The sequence below is a fragment of the Bacteroides sp. genome (assembly GCF_028690125.1).
In the GTDB taxonomy this organism is placed as follows: Bacteria; Bacteroidota; Bacteroidia; order Bacteroidales; family Bacteroidaceae; genus Bacteroides.
Genome location: NZ_JAQVBV010000005.1, coordinates 127,452 through 145,306, shown reverse-complemented (window position 1 = coordinate 145,306; position 17,855 = coordinate 127,452). Strand labels below are relative to the sequence as shown.

13 protein-coding genes are annotated in these 17,855 nt (G+C 37.5%); 9 read left to right on the top strand and 4 right to left on the bottom strand.

The features are described 5' to 3' along the window. Positions 1-1,764 carry a LysM peptidoglycan-binding domain-containing protein gene (locus PHO71_RS05065; RefSeq protein WP_300199858.1) on the bottom strand — a complete coding sequence of 588 codons (1,764 nt, stop codon included), beginning with the start codon at positions 1,762-1,764 and terminating at the stop codon, positions 1-3. A gap of 157 nt (positions 1,765-1,921) precedes the next feature. Here PHO71_RS05065 and uvrA point away from each other — a divergent pair, with 157 nt between their 5' ends. The 3 genes from uvrA to PHO71_RS05050 all read left to right on the top strand — a co-directional run bounded on the left by uvrA (position 1,922) and on the right by PHO71_RS05050 (position 6,993). Continuing rightward, entirely contained in the window at positions 1,922-4,747 is a 2,826-nt protein-coding gene (gene uvrA / locus PHO71_RS05060; RefSeq protein WP_300200034.1) for an excinuclease ABC subunit UvrA, read from the top strand. A gap of 40 nt (positions 4,748-4,787) precedes the next feature. Next, a complete protein-coding gene (gene ybaK / locus PHO71_RS05055; protein WP_300199855.1) occupies positions 4,788-5,267 on the top strand; it encodes a Cys-tRNA(Pro) deacylase in 480 nt (159 codons plus the stop codon). 64 nt (positions 5,268-5,331) lie between these two features. Then, positions 5,332-6,993, top strand: a complete 1,662-nt coding sequence (locus tag PHO71_RS05050) for a peptide MFS transporter (protein ID WP_300199852.1) — start codon at positions 5,332-5,334, stop codon at positions 6,991-6,993. Positions 6,994-7,244: 251 nt separating this feature from the next. On the opposite strand, the gene PHO71_RS05045 is transcribed toward PHO71_RS05050, so the two are convergent. Next, positions 7,245-7,742, bottom strand: coding sequence for a GNAT family N-acetyltransferase (locus PHO71_RS05045; protein ID WP_300199849.1), 498 nt, complete (start codon positions 7,740-7,742; stop codon positions 7,245-7,247). A gap of 163 nt (positions 7,743-7,905) precedes the next feature. Between PHO71_RS05045 and PHO71_RS05040 the strand changes: the two genes are divergently transcribed. From PHO71_RS05040 to PHO71_RS05015, 6 genes are all read left to right on the top strand, one after another. Then, positions 7,906-8,232 (top strand): PadR family transcriptional regulator, encoded by a 327-nt coding sequence (locus tag PHO71_RS05040; RefSeq protein WP_300199846.1) that lies wholly within the window; start codon positions 7,906-7,908, stop codon positions 8,230-8,232. A 17-nt stretch (positions 8,233-8,249) separates the two neighbouring features. Further along, on the top strand, positions 8,250-9,455 hold the full coding sequence (locus PHO71_RS05035) for a PspC domain-containing protein (RefSeq protein WP_300199844.1): 1,206 nt from the start codon (positions 8,250-8,252) through the stop codon (positions 9,453-9,455). Between the two features lie 84 nt (positions 9,456-9,539). Further along, on the top strand, positions 9,540-10,538 hold the full coding sequence (locus tag PHO71_RS05030; protein ID WP_300199842.1) for an MBL fold metallo-hydrolase: 999 nt from the start codon (positions 9,540-9,542) through the stop codon (positions 10,536-10,538). A 43-nt stretch (positions 10,539-10,581) separates the two neighbouring features. After that, positions 10,582-11,088, top strand: coding sequence for a flavin reductase (locus PHO71_RS05025; RefSeq protein WP_300199839.1), 507 nt, complete (start codon positions 10,582-10,584; stop codon positions 11,086-11,088). Positions 11,089-11,331: 243 nt separating this feature from the next. Beyond that, complete coding sequence (locus PHO71_RS05020) at positions 11,332-13,134, top strand: glycoside hydrolase family 2 protein (protein WP_300199836.1); 1,803 nt, start codon at positions 11,332-11,334, stop codon at positions 13,132-13,134. A 328-nt stretch (positions 13,135-13,462) separates the two neighbouring features. Beyond that, the gene (locus tag PHO71_RS05015; RefSeq protein WP_300199833.1) at positions 13,463-13,990 is read left to right on the top strand and encodes a hypothetical protein; all 528 of its coding nucleotides are present in this window, start codon (positions 13,463-13,465) and stop codon (positions 13,988-13,990) included. Between the two features lie 96 nt (positions 13,991-14,086). On the opposite strand, the gene PHO71_RS05010 is transcribed toward PHO71_RS05015, so the two are convergent. Next, positions 14,087-16,189, bottom strand: a complete 2,103-nt coding sequence (locus PHO71_RS05010) for a S9 family peptidase (RefSeq protein ID WP_300199830.1) — start codon at positions 16,187-16,189, stop codon at positions 14,087-14,089. Between the two features lie 263 nt (positions 16,190-16,452). After that, complete coding sequence (locus tag PHO71_RS05005) at positions 16,453-17,784, bottom strand: MATE family efflux transporter (protein ID WP_300199828.1); 1,332 nt, start codon at positions 17,782-17,784, stop codon at positions 16,453-16,455. Positions 17,785-17,855: the final 71 nt, after the last annotated feature.

Sequence of the window (17,855 nt, the reverse complement as noted above, 5' to 3'; positions counted from 1 at the left end):
TTATTCGAAATCAAGTTTTTCTAATTCAAAATTCTTAGTAAAATGGATGAAGAATACTTTCTTATTGATAAAGCCTCCCCAGTTATTTACCCGTTCGAACAGGAATCCAGTCTGAATCGGAGTCAAGTTCATTTTTGACAGATTGCTTTCCAGTTCTGAACCATAACGTGACAATCCTTTCAGAAAGAAGAAACTGGTGTCGAAGCCTAACATTGCATAATTCGGATATTTACTGGCAAGATCCTTGCTGTACCATTTGTGGTAGGCATTGGTAAATTGTATTGAGGCTGGGAATAGGGTATTCATATAAAATGATGAATAGAAATATACATCTAATTCAAAGAAACTCTCCAAATGATCTCGGGTGTATGTTTGCCATTCCGGATAACCGAATAAATGAATATTCTGGTCCGGAACTTCTCTAACTAATAGAGTGAGTTGAGGAAGAACCTTGATCAATAGTACATTGCTGCCCGATGTCGGGATAAAGATGTTTTCTTTGTCACTGCGAAGTGCTGCTTTCAGTGTTTCTTTCGTAGCATTTTCACTGACGGTATTCATTGAAATGCCTTTGCTCTTTAATTCTTGTTTCAATCCTTTGATGAACTCAGCCTTTTCTTTATCTGGTGTGGCAGATTCGATAAAAATAACGTGAGCATTAGGGAATTGACGAATAAAATGCTCATTTACTTTTGAATATAAATAGGATTGAGGGGTATTGATCTGATAGATAAAAGGATTGTTGAATACTTCTTCACCCTTCAGAGAGAAAGGAATCACTAGGCGAATGTCGTTCTTTTGAGCAAACTCTGATAATGGTTTGATTTGTTGTTGATGCATCGGTCCAAAGATAATGTTCATCTTTTGCATTTCCTTTTTTGCCAGAATGTCGTTTATTGATGAAACATCTTTGCCGGAATCATATACATACAAATCAATAGAAGTTCCTGTGCGTTTCAGACTATCTATTGCCATTAAGAAACCTTCGTAATATTCTACCATACGTTTATATTCGTGGAATGGTAAAATCAGCGCAGCTTTGATTGTAGAGATTTCTTCGGGTGCTTCTTTGATTTTATTAAATAATTCGTTGTTACTTGGTGCTATTATATTTAGGTCTTCCTTTGGAGTCGGTTCCATTGTGGCGGCATTTGGATAAGGGATGCAAAGTAATTGTCCTTTTTTCATCCCTTCTTTTAATTCCGGATTAACGGCTATCAGCTCTTGTTCGCTGATTCCATATTCACGACTTACACTAAAGATAGTTTCTTTGCGTTTTACCTTATGCATATCTTTACATCTGGATTGTACCGGTCCCTGAATAGCTGTTTGATCAATGGGGGTATGAATCTCAACAGTCTCTTTTTCTTCTTCCAATGGAATTCGAATTACTTGTCCGATACGGAAGTTCTCTGCACTAAGTCCGGGGTTCGCGTCGCAGATTGCTTTGGCGGATACTTTGTAAAGAGCCGTCAGCTTGTAAAGAGTCTCTCCGGCTTGAATAGTATGAAATGTTTCACCCTTCTGACTAGCTTTTCCTTGTGGAATTTTAATAATTTGCCCAGCATAAATCTTCTCTTCACATCCTGGATTCAGACGAATAATGTCTGCGGTTGTAACATTATACATCTTGGAAATTGAGTATAAATTCTGCCCTTTTTCGATGGTATGCAAAATGTAAGATTGGTTTTCTTGCGCATAACTGGTTACGTATGAAGCGCATGCTAAAAGCAAAAGTATAAATATTCGGCTTATCGGTTTCATCAATTAATTACTATTAGTTCTTGAAATGAAGCAACAAAGGTACAAATAATGACCTATATCTTCATAAGATTTCAGTTAAGAAAATAATATTGTGCTTTTTTAGGAGCATATTTCAGGCGGAAACATTAATTTTGCAACATTTATGAAGTAGATGAATATGCAAGAAACAGAATATATTAATGTGTATGGTGCACGGGTACACAACCTGAAAGATATTGATGCCGAAATACCTCGTAATAGTATGACGGTAATTACTGGATTGAGCGGAAGCGGAAAGTCTTCTCTCGCATTTGATACGATTTTTGCAGAAGGACAACGCCGTTATATCGAGACTTTTTCAGCGTATGCTCGTAATTTTCTGGGAAATCTGGAACGACCGGATGTGGATAAGATTACAGGGTTAAGCCCGGTTATTTCTATAGAACAGAAAACGACGAATAAGAATCCACGTTCTACTGTGGGTACTACAACCGAGATTTACGATTATCTTCGTCTGCTCTATGCCCGTGCCGGAATAGCTTATTCCTATCTGTCCGGAGAGAAGATGGTGAAATATACGGAGGAACAGATTCTGGACTTGATTCTGAAAGATTATAAAGGTAAGAAAATATATCTGCTGGCACCTTTGGTTCGTTCACGTAAAGGACATTATAAAGAACTTTTTGAGCAAGTCCGTAAAAAAGGCTATTTGTATGTACGTGTAGACGGAGAAGTTCGTGAAGTGACACATGGCATGAAGCTCGATCGTTATAAAAATCATGATGTAGAGGTTGTGATTGATAAATTGGTTGTTGCGGATAAAGATGATAAACGATTGAAACAAAGTGTGGCAACTGCCATGCGGCAGGGAGATGGTTTATTGATGATACTAGATGCTCAGACGGAAAGTGTCCGGCATTATAGCAAGCAGTTGATGTGTCCAGTCACTGGATTGTCTTATCGTGAACCGGCTCCGCATAACTTCTCTTTTAATTCTCCACAAGGAGCCTGTCCAAAATGTAAGGGACTGGGTGTGGTGAATCAGATTGATATAGATAAAGTAATTCCTGATAGGGAACTGTCTATTTATGAGGGGGCGATTGCTCCTTTAGGTAAATATAAGAATGCGATGATTTTCTGGCAAATAGGAGCTTTGATCGAGAAATATGAAGTTAATTTGAAAACTCCCGTGAAAGAGTTGCCCGATGATGCTATCGATGAAATATTATATGGCTCTGATGAACGAATTAAGATAAAAAGCTCATTGATAGGAACTTCTTCTGATTATTTTGTGACTTATGAGGGTGTGGTGAAGTATATTCAGATGTTACAGGAAAAAGATGCTTCAGCCACTGCACAGAAGTGGGCGGAACAGTTTGCTAAAACGACCGTTTGTCCCGAATGTAAAGGTGCACGTTTGAATAAAGAGGCTCTACATTTCCGTATCCATGATAAGAATATTAATGAACTTGCCAACATGGATATCAGTGAGTTGTATGATTGGTTGATGAGTGTAGATGAATTCCTTTCGGATAAACAGAAGAAAATTGCTGTTGAGATTCTGAAAGAAATTCGTACCCGTTTGAAATTCTTGTTAGATGTCGGGCTGGATTATTTGGCTCTGAACCGTAGTTCGGTAAGTCTTTCGGGAGGTGAAAGCCAACGTATTCGTTTGGCTACACAGATCGGTTCACAATTGGTCAATGTGCTTTATATATTGGATGAACCGAGTATCGGTTTACATCAGCGCGATAACTTGCGCCTGATCAATTCTTTGAAAGAACTTCGTGATATGGGTAATTCTGTCATTGTTGTGGAGCATGACAAAGATATGATGCTGGCAGCCGACTATGTCATTGATATGGGACCGAAGGCCGGGCGTCTTGGTGGAGAAGTGGTATTTGCCGGAACTCCGCAAGAAATGGTGAAAACAGATACAATGACTTCTCAATATTTGAATGGGAGGATGAAGATAGAAGTTCCTGTTAAGAGAAGGAAAGGCAATGGGAAATCTTTGTGGTTGAAAGGGGCTAAAGGAAATAATCTGAAAAATGTAGATGTGGAATTTCCATTGGGTAAATTGATTTGTGTGACAGGTGTTTCAGGAAGTGGTAAGTCTACTTTGATTAATGAAACGTTACAACCTATTCTTTCCCAGAAATTCTATCGTTCATTGCAAGACCCTTTGGAATATGATTCTATGGAAGGATTGGAAAATATAGATAAGGTAGTAAATGTCGATCAGTCTCCGCTTGGGCGAACTCCACGTTCTAATCCGGCTACTTATACAGGTGTGTTTTCGGATATCCGTAATTTATTTGTCGGATTACCTGAAGCAAAGATCCGTGGATATAAACCGGGACGTTTTTCTTTTAATGTGGCAGGTGGGCGTTGCGAAGCTTGTTCGGGAAATGGCTATAAAACAATTGAAATGAACTTTTTGCCTGATGTGTATGTGCCTTGTGAAGTTTGCCATGGAAAGCGTTATAATCGTGAAACATTAGAGGTACGTTTTAAAGGAAAATCGATTGCTGATGTTTTGGATATGACTATTAATCGTGCAGTGGAGTTTTTCGAGAATGTCCCGCAAATCCTGAATAAAATTAAAGTGTTGCAAGATGTCGGTTTGGGATATATCAAATTAGGACAATCGTCCACAACTCTTTCCGGCGGTGAAAGTCAGCGTGTGAAATTAGCAACCGAACTGTCGAAACGTGATACCGGTAAAACGCTATATATTCTGGATGAACCTACTACGGGATTACATTTTGAAGATATTCGTGTTTTGTTGGGAGTCTTGAATAAATTGGTTGATAAAGGAAATACGGTTATTGTTATTGAGCATAATTTGGATGTCATTAAAATGGCGGATTATATTATAGATATGGGACCTGAAGGTGGTAAAGGAGGAGGGGAACTCCTGAGTTACGGAACGCCGGAAGAGGTTGCTAAAAGTCAGAAAGGATATACCCCTAAGTTCCTTCGCGAGGAACTTTCCTTGTGATTGTGAAACGGTAGGAATATGGTTCGGAAAAGAAACAAAAATGAAAATTAATAAAACTAATGCTGCGCGTCTCCTTGATAAAGCTAAGATAACTTACGAACTAATACCTTATGAGGTGGACGAAGATGATTTGAGTGCCGTTCATGTAGCTGCCAGTTTGGGAGAAAATATAGAACAGGTATTTAAAACACTTATTTTGCATGGGGATAAAAATGGTTATTTCGTTTGTGTTATTCCTGGAGAGCATGAGGTTGATTTGAAATTAGCAGCCAAAGCTTCCGGAAATAAAAAGTGTGATCTGATTCCTGTGAAAGAGCTTTTGCCATTAACTGGTTATATTCGTGGAGGATGTTCGCCTATTGGCATGAAAAAGTATTTTTCAACTTATATTCATGAGACTTGCCTGGAGTTTCCGCATATTTATGTAAGTGCCGGGGTACGCGGATTACAGATAAAAATTGCTCCAAATGACTTGATTCGTGAGGTGCGGGCAGAAGTTTGTCTGTTATATAACGAGTAAATTCCAGAAAAAGTATATATTTGCAAGAAATAATCAATTTTATTAATCTATTATTCTAATTTGTATGTTTGAAGGACAACCGAAAGGTTTATATGCCCTAGCTTTAGCTAATACAGGCGAACGCTTTGGTTATTACACAATGCTTGCTATTTTTTCTCTCTTTTTGCAAGCGAAATTTGGCTATACAGCCGGGGAAACATCCACTATTTTTGGAACATTTTTGGCAGCAGTTTATTTTATGCCACTCGTTGGTGGCATTTTGGCTGATAAATGTGGTTATGGAAAGATGGTAACTACAGGTATTGTTGTAATGTTTATCGGTTATTTGCTTTTAGCTATTCCCACAATGGCGAATATGAGCGGTAAAATGATGATGTTTGGCTCTTTGTTTTTGATAGCATGCGGTACCGGTTTGTTTAAAGGTAATTTGCAAGTGATGGTGGGTAACCTTTATGACTCACCACAATACAGTTCAAAGCGAGACACTGCTTTTAGTTTGTTCTACATGGCTATTAACGTCGGTGCATTATTTGCGCCAACGGCTGCTACCAAGATGACGAACTATGTATTAGAAGGTGCAGGATTTACATATAACGCCCAAATACCTTCATTAGCACATCAATTTCTAAACGGAACAATCAAACCGGAAGGAAATGCTGCTCTTGCCAGTTTACAAGCAGCGCAAAATTTTGCTGGTGATACTTCAGCTTTCTGCTCAGCTTATATTGAAAAACTTTCAGAGGCTTATAATTATGGTTTTGCTGTGGCTTGTATTTCTCTGATTATTTCTATGGCAATCTATATTTCATGTCGCAATATGTATAAGCATGCTGATTATAATTCGAAACAGGCGAAAACTGTAAATCATAACGAACCGGAATTAACTCCCGCACAGACAAAAGAGCGTATTGTTGCTCTGTTACTAGTATTTGCGGTGGTTATTTTCTTCTGGATGTCATTCCACCAAAATGGTCTGACGATGACTTTCTTTGCACGTGATTATACGGCTCAATCTGTGACAGGAATCAATCGCTTGGGATTTGATGTCTGGAATCTTGTTCTTTTAATTATTGCTGTATATGGGACATTCTCAATTTTTCAATCTAAAACAGGTAAGGGTAAAGCAATTGCCGGTATTGTTGTAATAGCTTCTCTGGGTATATTAGCATGGGCTTACTCTGCTATGGACCCCACAATCAATATTTTGCCTCAGATTTTCCAACAATTTAATCCATTCTTTGTAGTAGCTTTGACTCCGGTATCATTGGCGGTATTTGGTTATTTGGCACGAAAAAAGAAAGAACCTTCTGCACCACGTAAAATTGGTATTGGTATGATAATTGCAGCTTGTGGTTTCTTAATATTAGCTATAGGTTCTATGGGATTACCTACTCCGACAGCAGTAGAAGAGGCTGGTATCAGTCCCGATGCTTTAGTTTCTCCTGATTGGTTGATTTCTACTTATCTGGTATTAACTTTTGCAGAGTTATTATTATCTCCGATGGGAATTTCTTTTGTATCCAAAGTGGCTCCTCCCAAATATAAAGGTATGATGATGGGGGGATGGTTTGCAGCTACAGCCATTGGTAATTATTTAGTCGCTGTTATTGGCTATTTGTGGGGTGATATACAGTTATGGATCGTATGGAGTGTTTTGATTGCTTGCTGTTTGCTTTCTGCATTATTCATTTTCTCTGTTATGAAGAGATTAGAAAAAGTAGCATAAGAGATTTTTATTGCGCGGGATATTTTTTTAATTCCGTCAATTAAATGATAAACGCCCCAGTGCATTAGTTGTTATTTAGCTAACAATATATGTATCGGGGCGTCATTTTTTTAGTGAATCCCAAAAGGATGATTAGAAGAGAGTAGCCCATTCTACCCTCCTTATTATACAGTTAAAGTTGTATAGTGATTCTATATAAAATTATGGAAGTGAATCGCGGTTATGTAATATCTTTTACAGTTGCTTTTCTTTTATATTTCCAATCCCATGATGTAATCGTTCATATAATATCCGTTTCCGATCGGGAAATCACCTTCACGCAGTTTCTTCATGCCCATATGTTCATAGAACTTTAATGCCTTGTTGTTTCGGTTTACGTTAAGTTCCATTAAACAAGGGCTTGGGTGAACTTCTTTAATATATTTGATTGCTTCTCTAAATAAAAAGCTACCGCAATGAGCTTTTTGGAAATAAGGCAAAACATAGATTTTTTGTAGGTGGAATACATCTTTCTCCTGAGGCTGTACAGATACGTATCCACAAGGTTCAGACTCTTTATAAGCAATGAAATAAATATGCCCTTCTGCTTCCATTTGCTTTCGGATATTTTCAGGATTATACATCCAATCCATCATATAATCTAACTGTTCAGGAGATAATATTTTATTGTAGGTGGCGGGAAAAACATCTTGAGCCATCTTATTGATCAAATTGCAATCTGCAACTGTCGCTTTTCGAATGGTAAACATATATCGTATTTATTTTTATTTTTACGAGATGCAAATATAACCATTATTTCTTTTTACATTAAGGTTATTACTTTTTAAATGATTAATTATTATTAATTTATAGTACTTTGCAATACATAGTACTAAAGTAATACATATATTTGTCGCATCAAAAGGATTTGTTATGAATGTAGACAATGTAAAATCTCAGATGCGCAAAGGGTTATTGGAGTATTGCATAATGCTGTTGCTCCATAAAGAACCTGCCTATGCCTCAGATATTATTCAAAAGTTGAAGGAAGCTCAACTGATTGTGGTGGAAGGTACCTTGTATCCGTTGCTTACTCGTCTGAAAAATGATGATTTGCTGAGCTATGAATGGGTAGAGTCTACTCAAGGTCCACCACGTAAGTACTACAAACTAACCGATAAGGGCGAGGTCTTTCTCAGAGAACTGGAACTTTCGTGGAAAGAATTGAATGATACTGTAAATCATATTGCTAATAGATAATTTTAAAAAGACATATAATGAAGAAAACATTAACTGTAAATTTGGGTGGAACCGTTTATCATATTGATGAAGATGCCTACCGACTGTTAGATAATTATTTAAATAATCTTCGTTTGCATTTTCGTAAGCAACAGGGAGCAGAAGAGATAGTGAATGATATGGAGAATCGTATAGCTGAATTGTTTTCTGAGAAGGTTACTTTAAATAAACAGGTGATTACTATTCCCGATGTAGAAGAAGTTATTTCGCGTATGGGAAAACCGGAAGATTTTGGAGACAATTCAGCAGAGGATGAGTCTCACCAGAATTCACAGTACGCTGGAAGTTTTGGAAGCAGTGTCTCTAATTCGGATGTAACTCCTCATCGCCGTTTATATCGAGACCCGAATGAGAAAATGTTAGGTGGTGTTGCTGCCGGTTTGGCAGCCTATTTGGGATGGGATATTACATTAGTACGCATTTTAATGGTGATACTTGTTTTTATTCCCTATTGTACAATGATTATTTTTTATCTGATAGCTTGGATTGTAATCCCTGAAGCACGGACAGCAGCAGAAAAATTGAGTATGCGCGGGCAAACAGTAACGGTGGAAAATATAGGAAAAACGGTTACTGATAGTTTTGAACGTGTATCGAATGGGGTGAATGATTATGTAGGTTCTGGCAAACCTCGTTCTTTTTTACAGAAAACAGCAGATTTATTTGTATCTGTAGCGGCATTCCTTTTTAAATTACTTTTGATCATTATAGCGATCGTTCTATGCCCTATCCTGTTTATTGCAGCAGTAGCATTGATTTTTTCTATCATAGGTATAACATCTGTATTGATTGGGGCAGGGGAGGCGCTTTTTAACTGGTTACCTACGTTACCTTCTGTATTTGGTGTAGTTACGACGTGGGAATCTCCATGGATGTTTGCCGGATGTATTGTGCTCATTTTATTTGTGATGATTCCCATATTTGCTTTAGTTTATACTATACTTTGTTCAGTCTTTAATTGCAGTCCGATATCAAAAGGGTTAAGAACTTCCATGCTTGTTACTTGGCTAATAACTTTACCACTGATGTTATTGCTTCTTTTCGCTGGATTGTTTTTTACTCAAACAGATGTGAAAATTGAAACAACTCGATGTATACAGAATGTAGTTTTCGAAGAACCGATACATTTAACCGATACAGTTCACAACAAAGATACAATACGAATAGATTCCCAGCAACATTAAATATGCCTTAAAATGTGTCCCGTTTGTGTGTCCAGGGCACATTTTTTGTTATGTTTGTGACGAATGTTTTTAAGAGTATAAAATATGGGCGAACACATATGTTTCAGAAGAAACGAACGTTTGGTTACTGTCAATCCATATTGGCGAGGAAATCCGATGGTACGCGGTCGTTTTTTTAATCGGCAACACCGTTTCCGTCCCGGTATGGGAAGCGTGCTAAAATGGCGTTTATCTCCAAATCCTCAGCGGAAAGAGAAAAAAACAGTGAAATGGGATCCGAAGGTATGTTATCTTCGTTCATTGGATGCTGTTGTAGGGGATTCGTTAATATGGTTGGGACATAATTCTTTTTTTCTTCAGTTAGCGGGAAAGAGAGTGATGTTTGATCCGGTTTTCGGAAGTATTCCCTTTGTCAAGCGGCAGAGTGAATTTCCTGCTAATCCTGACATATTTACAGGAATCGATTATTTGTTGATCAGCCATGATCATTTCGACCATTTGGATAAGCAGAGCATAATGAGGCTATTGAAGAGTAATCCTCAGATGAAATTATTTTGTGGATTGGGGACAGGAGAGTTGCTGAGGAATTGGTTTTCGGAAATGGAGGTGATTGAAGCTGCTTGGTATCAACAACTTGAAGATGAAGCTCTGAAAATAACATTCTTACCTGCCCAACATTGGAGTAAGCGTTCTGTGCGGGATGGTGGACAGCGTTTATGGGGGGCTTTCATGTTGCAGGGAGATGGTCTTTCACTTTATTATAGCGGGGATACAGGATATTCAAAACATTTTCAGGAAATCCCAGAGTTATTTGGAGCACCGGATTATGCACTGTTGGGAATTGGTGCTTATAAGCCCCGTTGGTTTATGCGTCCCAATCACATATCACCTTATGAATCATTGACAGCGGCAGAAGAAATGCAAGCGGGGCTTACAATACCGATGCATTATGGTACTTTTGATTTATCTGATGAACCTCTTCACGATCCGCCAAAAGTTTTTGCTGCCGAAGCCAAGAAACGCAAGATACCGGTAGAGATTCCATACTTGGGACAGATTGTGAAATTGAACAGACAAAAATAGAATCCGGAAATACAAAGAATAGAGAATTTAAATCAAAAAAGAAATGAAGAAATTGGAAATAAAAGAACTATCGGATAACTTTTTCGAATCTATTGGAAAAGAGTGGATGTTGGTGACAGCAGGAACAGAAGAGAAGTTTAATACAATGACTGCCAGCTGGGGTGGAATTGGTTGGCTGTGGAATAAACCTGTAGCTTTTGTTTTTATCCGTCCCGAACGTTATACATATGAGTTTATTGAAAAGAATGAGTATCTGACACTATCCTTTTTAGGTAAAGAAAATAAGAAAATTCATGCTGTTTGCGGTTCTAAATCAGGACGTGATATAGATAAAGTGAAGGAAACCGGTCTAAAACCAATCTTTACTGAACAAGGAAATATACTTTTTGAGCAAGCCCGTTTGATCTTAGAATGTAAAAAACTATATGCTGACGGCATTAAACCGGAATGTTTTCTGGATAAAGAATCTTTAGAAAAGTGGTATGGAGGTACACATGGTGGTTTACATAAAATGTATATAGTAGAAATTGAAAATATATATTCTTGCTAAATTTGAAGGGATAAGTCAATCATTATAATCTGAAAGTGATATAGTATCACAAATATACTTCCAGACTGCTTGCAAAATAACATTATGTAGCCAGTTTGGTTGATTTTTGGCATAAATTGAATAAATATTTCTCTTCATTTTTCTTTATTATTCCCATCTTTGCAACATTGAGATTTATCAATGAAATCTTATAAAGATTATATTAGATAAAGATTTTTTTGTAAACCATATAATAAAGAAAACATGAAAAAACTTTTTGCAGTAGCATTATTTGCTCTAATGAATGTATGGAATGTATTTTCAGCAGACATTCCTCGTTCGGAATACCCTCGTCCACAATTTGAACGTACAGATTGGGTAAATTTAAATGGAACATGGACCTATGAATTTGATTTTGGAAATTCGGGGAAAGATCGCAAACTACAGGAAATCGACAAATTCAAAAATGACATTATTGTACCTTTTTGCCCGGAAAGTCAGCTTTCTGGTTTAGGACATACTGATTTTATTAATCAGATGTGGTATCAGCGTCCCTTGACGATACCGGCAAATTGGAATGGAAAGAAGATTTTCCTGAATTTTGGTGCTGTAGATTACTGTGCTGAAATTTTTATTGATAAGAAATTTGTAGCACGCCATTTTGGTGGCAGCTCTTCATTTGCTGTAGATCTTACTCGTTATGTAAAACCTGGTCAGACTCATAATTTAGTAGTATTTGTGAAAGATGATTTGCGTTCAGGTGAACAAACTGGTGGTAAGCAATGCACAAATTACTTCTCAGGGGGGTGTTCTTATACACGTGTGACAGGTATCTGGCAGACTGTATGGATGGAAGCTGTAGCTCCTAACGGACTGAAGACAGTTTTTGCACGTCCTGATATCGACCAGAAACAACTTGTTATTTTGCCGGAGTTTTATCAGGAATCAAGTGATGGAACATTAGAAGTGACGGTATTGGATGGTAATAAAACAGTTGCAAAGAAAGAAGTTAGCAGCTGTAATGGTTCAGTAGTTGTTGTTCCGATGAAGAATATGAATCTTTGGACACCGGAAACTCCTTTCCTTTATGATGTAGTTTATCGTGTAAAAGATGCTAAAGGAAATGTTATTGATGAAGTAAAATCATATGTTGGCATGCGTAAAGTGCATACAGCAAATGGCATATTCTATTTGAATAACGAACCATATTATCAACGTCTTGTACTAGACCAAGGTTATTATCCTGATGGAATCTGGACTGCTCCAAGTGATGAAGCTTTGAAAAATGATATAGTATTAGGCAAAGAGGCTGGTTTCAACGGTGCTCGCTTACATCAGAAAGTATTTGAAGAGAGATATTATTATTGGGCAGATAAGCTAGGATATATCACTTGGGGAGAATCTGCCAGTTGGGTATTAGATGTAAATAAAGAACTTGCTGCTCGTAACTTTATCGGAGAATGGTCTGAGGTTGTACTGCGCGATCGTAACCATCCTTCATTGGTGACTTGGACTCCGTTTAACGAAACATGGGGAGGTGGACAAGATGCTTATGTACGTTTGGTAAAAGATGTATATCATATTACTAAAGGGATTGATCCAACTCGTCCTATAAATGATGCTAGTGGAGATAATCACGTTTTGACAGATATTTGGAGCGTTCATAATTACGAGCAAGATCGTGCAAAACTAACTGAGCAATTGAAGTTTGAAGAAGGTAAAGAACCGTATCGTAATACTAGAGATAAAGATTTTCTGGCGGTGTATGAAGGTCAGCCTTATATGTTAGATGAATTTGGTGGTATTCCTTGGATGGCAGAAAAAGACCGTAAGAATTCATGGGGATATGGTGGAATGCCTGCTAATGAAGAAGAATTCTATAAACGTCTTGAGGGACAGATTGATGCATTGATAGATTCAAAACATGTTTGGGGATTCTGTTATACACAATTAACAGACGTAGAACAAGAAAAGAATGGGGTTTATTATTATAATCGTACTCCTAAATTGGATATGAAACGTATAAAAGCTATTTTTGAGAAAATCCCAAGCAGACCTGGAAAATAAAAAGGATTTTTATTGTATGATAAAAGACGGAATTTCACTTAAATTCCGTCTTTTTTGTATTGAAGCTACACGAATGCGAATGCTGTAGAATAACTAGATATTTGATGTAGAGAGAAAAAATAGCATAGCAAAATTTTGAAAATGAGATTTTTTTGCTAATTTTGGCAATATAGACAACTAAACTAAAACTATTACATTATGAAAACTAAATTATTTTTTCTCTTAAGCTTTTTAGCAGTGTGGTGAAGAGTCTGATGAATCTCTTCCTTCTTTACCTGTTAAGTTGAGACTTGTCAGTTGTGATTTTGTGCCAAAAGAGAGTGATGTATTGGAAAAAATAGAATCACCTTTGAAAGTATTGTCTTCTCCTGTGAACAATACTGATACTCCTTTTCCACACACCTTTTATGTAGAAGATAAACCTGAAGAGACTTCTTTGCTCACATTGACTGAAGGATATTTGCCTACGGAAGTGGAGAATCTGGAAGAGTTTAGAATTAAACTTCCTTTGATTAATCATTCGGGTACCATTACTGATTTTAAATATGGACCAAGTACATCTTTAGTTTTTGAAAAAATACAGGAAATTAAGTCAATCTATAGTTGGTCTACCAAAACTACTATCAAAGTTACTGTATCAGCTAATACAGTTGTGAAACTGTTTGTACAAAAAACTGGGTATAAGTCTTCAATGTCTTTTAATATTGTTTTAGAGAATGTTAATACATTTGAGCGGTATCATCTGAAAGGTATATGTACAGGAGAAAGGTTAGGGAATTCCATCGGAACTGTTGCGGATTATAAGATTGATGGGAGTGAAGTACTTAGAAAGTATAATTATCCGATTTCTGAGTAATATTATAATTTAGAATTAACAAATTAAAATGTCCTATACATTTGCTTTTTGGAAGCGATGTATAGGACATTTTATTTCTCAATAGAATTATTATTTCTATTGGTTAGCTTCGAACTTCAGCCATTTGTCCAACCATTCAAAGAAAGTACGTTGCCATAAAATTCCATTCTGCGGTTTCAGTACCCAGTGGTTTTCATCAGGATAAATCAACAACTCAGCTGGTACGCCACGCATTACTGCAGCATCAAAAGCAGCCATTGCCTGATTAGCTAAAATACGGAAATCTTTCTCACCATGGATGCAAAGGATAGGAGTGTCCCATTTGTCTACAAACTGGTGCGGAGAATTAGCAAAAGTACGTTGTGCTATTGGGTTTTGTTTTTCCCAGTAAGCGCCTCCCATATCCCAGTTTGCAAACCATTTCTCTTCGGTTTCAAGATATTGCATTTCCATATTGAAGATTCCGTCGTGAGCAATAAATGCTTTGAAACGTTTGTTATGATGTCCGGCTAACCAATATACGGAGAAACCACCGAAGCTAGCTCCCACACATCCCAAACGATCTTTGTCTACATACGATTCCTTGGCTATTTCATCAATAGCAGTGAAGTAATCTTTCATGCACTGACCACCATAGTCACCACTGATCTGTTCGTTCCATTCAACACCAAATCCCGGTAATCCGCGACGGTTCGGAGCAACAATAATATAGTCATTAGCAGCCATAATCTGGAAATTCCAGCGATAAGACCAGAACTGGCTGACAGGACTTTGAGGACCACCTTCACAGAATAATAAGGTAGGATATTTCTTATTAGGATCGAACTGAGGAGGATAAATTACCCATGTCAGCATATCTTTACCGTCGGTTGTTTTCATCCATCGCCCTTCCACTTTACCCATTTCCAACTGGTCGTAAATTAGTTTATTTTCTTGTGTCAGTTGGGTAGTGGTACCGTCTAATGCGACTGCATAAATTTCGTCACCCATGCTGATAGAATGACGTTTGGCTATTAGTTTGTCACCGAAAAGCGCAACTCCTTCATAGTCATACATTCCCGAAGTAATAGCTTTTACAGAGTCGTTTGTCAGGTTGAGCGCATAGATTTGAGTTTCTCCATGCCATACTCCCGTAAAATAAATGCTCTCAGTGTCTGCATTCCATACAAAAGCATCCACATTCGATTCAAAAGCTTTGCTGACAAAACGTTTTTCACCCGTTTCCAGGTCCATGACGAACAAACGGTTCAGGTCTGCTTCATAACCGTCACGTTCCATGCTTTGCCATGCGATATATTTGCCGTCCGGAGAATATTGTGGATTCGTGTCGTATCCTTTATTTTCTTCAGTGATGTTTTTTGTTTCCTTTGTCTTTAAGTCATAGATATAGATGTCCGAGTTGGTGGAGACCGCATATTCCAGACCTGTCTTTTTTCGACACGTATATGCTACTTTTTCTGATGTTGTGTTCCATGCCAATTGTTCCATGCCACCCCATGGTTTCATCGGACTTTCGTATGGTTCGCCTTCCAGAATGTCTACGATATTAGAGAGCCCTTTGTCGTCAAGGTCAGCAATAAAAGGATGTGGTGCCATTGTCACCCATTCATCCCAATGTTTGTACATCAAATCGGTGATGATGATACCCGTAGCTTTAGGAAGATCCGGATATTTTTCAGCTGTACTTTCCTTAGTCTTTACTTGAGAGATGAAAAGAATCTTCTTACCATCTGGAGAAATGGAGTATCCTTCGATGTCTCCATCATAGTTGGTCAGTTGTTTACGTTCGCTGCCATCCGGATTCATTTCATAAAGTTGGCTGCTTCCATGGTCGTTACTCAGAAATGCAAGTTTGCTTCCACCTTTGATCCAGGTAACTTCGTTCTCCTGATAAGGAGTGTGCGTGATTTGTTGGTTATCGCTTCCATCTGCATTCATTACAAAAACTTCGCGATTACTTTTGTTTTCCGGCACACTGTAGTAAGCTACTGTATACGCAATTTTTTTACCGTCGGGTGATACGGAGAGTCCGCCAATACGTCCCATTGCCCAAAGTGCTTCAGGAGTCATACGCTTGCCTTCAATCTTGATATTCGATTTTTCGATAAGCATCTGATCCGTCTTGCCTGCCTCTTTGGTTTCTCCACAGGCTGTTAACAACATTGCTGCCGACATCATAATTAGATTTCCTTGCCTCATATTTTAAGATAATTATTAATATATTCCTTTTTTCATTGTAACAGTTATCGAGAATTTCCCGATAACTGAATTTTTGTTTTGATTTTATTCGAATCTTTATACGGTTTTCTTTCACCTGGCAATAATTATGAAATTACTATATTTAGATTTAAATAACTTGCAAAAGTAATAAATAGCTTTGACTAAACTGTTACTCGTAACTGTTTATTATTAGTATCTATCTTTAATCTAAACGCTATTTTATTTTATTTCTTAATATATTATTATATCTTTTTTTTCTGCCAATTCCCCTTCTTTATATACATATAACAGAACAAAAGTGTAAAAATACCATATACGCTTTCTGTTGTCCAAGAGAAAGTAATGTCCATGCGCAGATAGAGTATAAAATAAGTAGCATAAATCATATAAATAGCTAAGACTACTAGTTCCATACCCAATGCTGTACGAGTGTTTCCTGTACCCGATACCGATTGGAAATAGACATTGGCTGGCACTAAAACCAAATATGCACTGCACAATACCCATAAGGAGGGTATGGAGGCTTCTCTTAAATCAGGTATATCCGTATAGATACTCAAAATCAAATCAGGGAATAAACAGAAAATAATTAGTATAGGTATTACAAAAACATACCCAATACGGATATGTTGTAGGATTGTTCCCCTGACACGATCTTGTTCTCCCGCACCAATCAGGTTACTAACCAATGAACCACAGGTAGAGGCAAAAGCCATTGCAATCATAAATGGAATACCGGAAACATTGCGGATGATATTGGCAATAGCTAATGAACGCTCACCTAGATGTTCCACGAAAAGGAAGAACATAAACCAAGTAGATAAAGACACAAAGTTTTGAATCATTGTCCATAAAGAAACATTAAGTATCCGTTTTAAAGTTTCTTTATGGAACTTAGGCAAGATATTCAATGCATACTTCTTACAGTCGATCCGCTTCCATGTATAGATTATGAAGAAGATGACTGATACGAGTTCGGACAATGAAGAACCAATAGCAGCACCCGCAATTCCTAGCTGCGGGAAACCAAACTTACCGAATATCAGGATATAGTTGAACACTACATTCGATAAAACCATAACTATCGAGTTCAAGGTCAGCGTTTTGGTTTGTGTTGTTCCTACAAAAAATGCACGGAACATTACCATGACAAAAGAGAAAAAGAATCCGTAAATACGCCAGTTAATGTAGCTGGAAGCTGCTCCGTAAATATGCTCTGAGGAGATAATACTTTTTAGTATATGCGGTGAGAATATCCTCGACAGGGTAAATAAAATTGCGGCCACTACCAGAAGGAAATAGATACCTTGATAGAATATTGGTCCGATCTCTTTGTAGTTTCCTTCTCCGTTACGGCGGGCAATTAAGATTTGTGCTCCGATACTAAAGCCAAATGCCAACATGAAAATAGCCAGATAGTAAACACCTGCAATAGCAGATGCTCCTAATTCTACTTCTCCTACACGCCCCAGAAAAGCAGTATCCGTCATGCCGATCATTTGTTCCATTATTAAACTGATCAGGATAGGGTAGGTGATAATCCATATTTGTTTATAAGTGTATTTTGTCTTCATAAAAAAGTTTTTAATTGTGTCATTAGCGAAAGAAAGCCGGACAAACTCTTATGGTTGTCCGGCTTTCTCAG